Source organism: Actinotignum sanguinis (assembly GCF_003957255.1).
Classification (GTDB): domain Bacteria; phylum Actinomycetota; class Actinomycetes; order Actinomycetales; family Actinomycetaceae; genus Actinotignum; species Actinotignum sanguinis.
Genome location: NZ_QDIE01000052.1, coordinates 1 through 5,204, shown reverse-complemented (window position 1 = coordinate 5,204; position 5,204 = coordinate 1). Strand labels below are relative to the sequence as shown.

The window sequence follows — 5,204 nt, the reverse complement described above, 5'->3', positions numbered from 1 at the left end:
CTGCACATTCCACCGCAGGTGTCAAGGAAGCAAGCTTATTGAGGTACTCGAGCTCAATAAGGCTGACTTTTCGTTGCTATGGCAGGGCAAACCCCGGATATGAGACCCACTTTTTGTCTATTAACCCCTTTGCGCGGCATCAGCCCCACTAGCAACGTACAATTGGGCCTTCCGCGCACCTCAGCACCTCCGCGCGATGACCACATCACAGCCGAGCCCGCCCAACAACAGCGAATCCGCGCCCACAAATCCGGGACGTTAGTACCACCTCCACTACCGAAAATATTCGCAATTGCAATAATAGATAAGGTAATTATTGTCGTAAAACCGTTACATAGCCGCCTTATTCCGCACTTTTTTGCGACAGATCACGAACCTTAGCGACACTAAAGAAAAAGGCTTGACACGCACACACCACCTGGGACTAAAGTACTAACCGAGCCGGCGAAGTGGCTGGCGTCTCACTACTAAAAGAGGTGATTTTTAATGGCGAAAATTCTCATGGTGCTGTACCCGGATCCCGTGGACGGCTTCCCGCCCAAGTACATCCGTGATTCAATCCCCACGATTGATTCCTACCCGGGTGGCTCCAGCACCCCTACGCCGTCGGGCATCGATTTCACTCCGGGTGAGATGGTGGCATGCGTATCCGGCGCCCTGGGCCTGAAGAAGTGGGCTGCGGAGAACGGGCACGAACTCATCGTCACCTCCGATAAGGAAGGCGAGAATTCGGAATTTGAGAAGCACCTGCCGGAAGCGGACGTGGTTATCTCTCAGCCGTTCTGGCCCGCTTACCTGGGCAAGGATCGCCTGGAGAAGGCCAAGAACCTCAAGCTTGCTATCACCGCCGGCGTGGGCTCTGATCACGTGGACCTCACCGAAGCGATGAAGCGCAATATTACGGTTGCTGAGGTTACCTACTCGAACTCGATTTCAGTGGCTGAACATGCGGCCATGACCATCCTCAACCTGGTGCGTAATTTCGTTCCCGCCCACCGCATCGTCACCGATGAAAAGGGCTGGAACATTGCCGATGCCGTCAAGTGGTCCTATGACCTGGAGGGCATGGACGTCGGTGTTATCGCCGCCGGGCGTATCGGCCGGGCTCTGCTCAAGCGCATGAAGCCCTTCGATGTTAACCTGCACTACTACGATCTGTACCGTCTCGATCCGCAGACGGAAAAGGAACTCGGCGCCACCTATCATGAAACCGTCGAGGATCTCATGCGCAGCGTGGACGTGGTTTCCATCCATTCCCCGCTCACCTCGGATACCTATCATATGGTGGACGAGAAGATGATCAATTCGATGCGCCGCGGCTCCTACATTGTCAATACCGCCCGCGCTGAAATTGTGGTGCGCGACGACATTGTCAAGGCTCTCGAATCTGGTCAGCTCGGTGGTTACGGTGGGGACGTGTGGTACCCGCAGCCTCCGGCCGAGGATCACCCGTGGCGCACGATGCCGCGTAACGCGATGACCCCTCATACCTCCGGTTCCTCGCTGTCCGCACAGACTCGCTACGCTGCCGGCACCCGTGAAATCCTCGAAGATTTCTTCGCTGGCCGCCAGCTGCGCGATTCTTACATTATCGTCCAGGGTGGGGCGCTCGCCGGAACCGGCGCGAAGTCCTACACCACCGACGGTAAGGCCAGCCCCGGATCCACCGGTAAGTAAAAAATTATCTAGCTCTCGCAAGTCCTGAACTCTCCATTGGCGCCGCGTGGCGAACCGTGATCTCCCCTCCGGTGGGAATCCGTTTCGCTACGCGGCGTCGGTGTCGTGTATGCGGGTTAGCCGCCCTGCTGCGCGAACTAGCTGCTCTCCACGCATGCCAGCCTCTTCCCAATCTACGTCCGGCTTACGTCCAGAAACGGCCACTAACCTGCGCACCGGGAATTATCCCTTTCACTTTCACGGTCGAAACAGAAAGAGAACTCTTATGCGCACATCGGCACTCCTCATGACGGGGGCTCTGCTGGTCCCGCTCGCCGCCCAGGCACTGCCGGTCATCAGCCCCGCTCCCGCCGCCGCCAGCGAATCCGCGCCCGGCGCTAACTCGGCAGCCCAACTCGCTAAGGCCCGTGCCCGGCTCGCCGCCGCTCTCAAGGCCCGCGACGCTATCCTCGCTGAGATAATGGCGAGCGGTGCGAGCCTCGCGGATATCCAGGGTGCCGCGCAGGCGTACGCGCGGGCAAACGCCCAGGCGGAGGCTGCTCAGCGTGCTTATGATGCCGCGGTCCAGCAAGCTTCCGGTTTCGATTCCGCGAAGAAGGGGTACGACGACGCAGCTGCCGCCATCCCCCAACTAGAAAAGAATGCGCAATCGACTAAGGCCACTCGCGATGCCGCGCAGGCCGCTTACGATCAGGCCATCGCGCCTAACCCCGAAGCGGCCAAGGAAGCCCAGCAGAAAGTGGATGCCGCCCGCGCCCGCATTGAAGAATCTAAGATTGCCGCGAAGAAGCAGTTGGATAGGGGCGCTCTCGGGTTCTACGAAGCTCGAAACTCTCAGAAAGCCCTGGAAGTTTTCCGCACCGATAAGGAGTACCAGGGGCAGCCCCTTACTTCCTATACCCATCCGGGGGCTGCGGATGATGCAACCAGCCTCGAGTCGATGAAGAAATCCCTCGATCTCATTAATAAGATCAATGACCTGCGCGCGAAGCACCAGCTCGAACCGCTCAAGGTCACGGACTACCTCATGGCGGTCGCGCAGCTGCAAGTGAACGCGCAGTCCCGCACCAATAAAATGGCTCATATTAAGGCTTTCAATGTGGCGGAGAACCTCGCGTCCGCCCGCTATGCCGGAGATGAGCTCTCCCTCAAGCTCTGGTATCACAACGAAAAGGCCCTCCACGATCAGGGCGTCACAGATTTCGCGAAGGTCGGGCATTACCTCAATATTGTCAACCGTGATTACACGGTCACCGGGATGGCCTACGCGCCGAATATCCAGGCCAATACTTTTGATATCGCACCCGCTTACGGAGACAGGTCGCAGCCGCAAACAGTTGCCGAGTACACGGCTGAATTGCAACGTTACATGGACGGTCTCAAAGATGAGATGGCACGCGGATCCTCCGTGGCTCGCACGGATCTAGCCGATGCCACAGCCGACCTTGAGGCAGCCACCCGAGGAACTACGGAGTCCTTCGAAGCCCAAGTCGCGGCAACGAAATTAGAAACAGCCACCCGCGAATATGAGGAGGCCAAGGCAGCGCTCGAAAGCGCGCAAACGAAGCTCGCGGCCGCCACCCAGGCGTACGAAACCGCCAAGGCGGCTAAGGCAAACGTCCAGAAACTATCCGAGCAGCTCGCCACCGCAACCGCGGAGCGTGATCGGAGCGCCGCCCGTGCCGCCCAGCTCGGGGAATTTGGTGAGAAGCTTGCCGCCGCGGAAGCTGATGTGGCGCGCGCTCAGGCCGATGTGGATCGTCTCTCCCCGGCGCCCGCGCCCAAGCCCACGCCGGGCGGCCCCGGTACGGATCTGCCCGCCACCGGTAATGTTTTCTATGTTTCTAATGATTGGACCTCACGCCAGGCCACCAGTGTGTTCTCCTACGGCCGCGCGGGCGATGAAGTGCTCGTCGGTGACTGGGACGGCGACGGCGTCGATACGTTCGCGGTGCGCCGCGGCAATAAGATCTACGTGAAGAACAGCGTCGATGGCGGGGCCGCCGATGTGGAATTCTCCTACGGTCGCACCGGTGATGAGATCCTCGTGGGTGATTTCGATGGGGATGGAAAGGACACGTTCGCGGTGCGCCGCGGCAACACCTTCTATGTTCTGAATTCTCTCCACGGCGGGGAGGCCGACGGCGTGGTCCACTACGGCCGCGCGGGTGATACCGTCCTCACCGGCGATTTCGACGGGGATGGGAAGGATACCTTCGCGGTGCGCCGCGGCAACGTGTATTACGTCAAGAACGTCATTGCGGGCGGCGCTGCGGATACCGTTTTCTCTTACGGCCGTGCGGGTGACGCCACGATCCTGGGCGATTTTAACGGCGACGGCGTCGATACGCTGGCGGTACGCCGCGGCAATACCGTTTACGTGAAGAATTCGCTGGCCGCTGGTGAAGCGGATCAGGTCCTCACCTACGGGCGGGCCTCCGACCAGCTCTTCGTGGGCGATTGGGACGGCAACGGCACCGACACCCCCGCCGCCCGCCGCTAACCCCACGCCTGGAGAATCTCTCTGTGTCGGGTTCCCCTTGTAGGAACTCGCTCCCGGATCTTCCGCCCTCATCGCTTTATTGGGATGAGGGCGGAATTTTCATCCCATCTCCCATAGATCAGTAGAACATAAAAATAACCCACGTTTCACCACCACGGACACTACACTCAAGCCAACATAACACTTTCATTAACTTATTGACCGCAAGTTCTATTTCTTTATAGACTACTTACACCTCAACGTTGAGGCGTCGATAGCGAAGGAGCTAAAAATGAGATACAAAAAAATTACCGCAACTCTTGCCCTCCTCGGGTGTTCGGTTGCCCTTCTACCCGCAGCTAACGCACGAACCGCTTATTTCGTCAAAGACAACGGTGTTGTTTCAGCCTCCATCTGGACGACGAACAACGAACAGACCGTTAACGTCGAAGACGAAGCGCCCGATAATCGTTGGGTACTTGGCAATTACACCCGCATGGGGCATGGGGATAACGTCCGTCAGGTTATCAACCGTTCTGGTTACGGAGCAGTTGTCACCCGTAGTGCGGGCGGTACGGTCTCATCCGTACAAGCCTGCCAATCCGGTGCCGGATTAGCACCCATGCAATGCGGCCAGTGGAAGTAACCCGATAACACAAGAGGTGGGGGAATAGCTCATATAGTTATTCCCCCACCGCGCAAGAGAAGGACCATCCATGGGCAGCAAACTCACAGTCGCTAACCTCGCAATGCAGGTAGGAGACCGCCAGCTATTCAGCGGGGTTTCTTTCTCACTAGCCTCCGGCGAAAGCCTCGCACTCCTTGGGAAAACCGGGATTGGCAAAACTACGCTACTTAACGGAATTCTGGGCTTTCTCCCTCTCGCATTCGGGAGTGTTGAGATTGACGGCGTACCTAGGTCAAGTCCTGGGTAGTGGTGTATCTGTGTTCTCGAATCATGATTGTCATTCTCTGGTTTCGATACTAATAAGGACTGGATATCAGATACCGGTCAAGCAATAACGTCCTTCCCACTAATAGTCTT

At 57.9% G+C, this 5,204-nt stretch carries 4 protein-coding genes; all 4 read left to right on the top strand.

The genetic code is table 11. The features are described from left to right. The first annotated feature begins 486 nt into the window (after nt 1-486). The 4 genes from DDD64_RS08620 (at nt 487) to DDD64_RS09230 (ending at nt 5,094) form a co-directional block, all read left to right on the top strand. Nucleotides 487-1,677, top strand: a complete 1,191-nt coding sequence (locus DDD64_RS08620; RefSeq protein ID WP_126135954.1) for an NAD-dependent formate dehydrogenase — start codon at nt 487-489, stop codon at nt 1,675-1,677. A 265-nt stretch (nt 1,678-1,942) separates the two neighbouring features. Next, complete coding sequence (locus DDD64_RS08615; RefSeq protein ID WP_164545986.1) at nt 1,943-4,180, top strand: CAP domain-containing protein; 2,238 nt, start codon at nt 1,943-1,945, stop codon at nt 4,178-4,180. Nucleotides 4,181-4,451: 271 nt separating this feature from the next. Continuing rightward, nucleotides 4,452-4,805: a hypothetical protein gene (locus DDD64_RS08610; protein WP_126135952.1), complete on the top strand. Its 354-nt coding sequence runs from the start codon at nt 4,452-4,454 to the stop codon at nt 4,803-4,805. A gap of 70 nt (nt 4,806-4,875) precedes the next feature. Next, on the top strand, nt 4,876-5,094 hold the full coding sequence (locus tag DDD64_RS09230; protein ID WP_126135951.1) for an ATP-binding cassette domain-containing protein: 219 nt from the start codon (nt 4,876-4,878) through the stop codon (nt 5,092-5,094). The last annotated feature ends 110 nt before the right edge of the window (nt 5,095-5,204 follow it).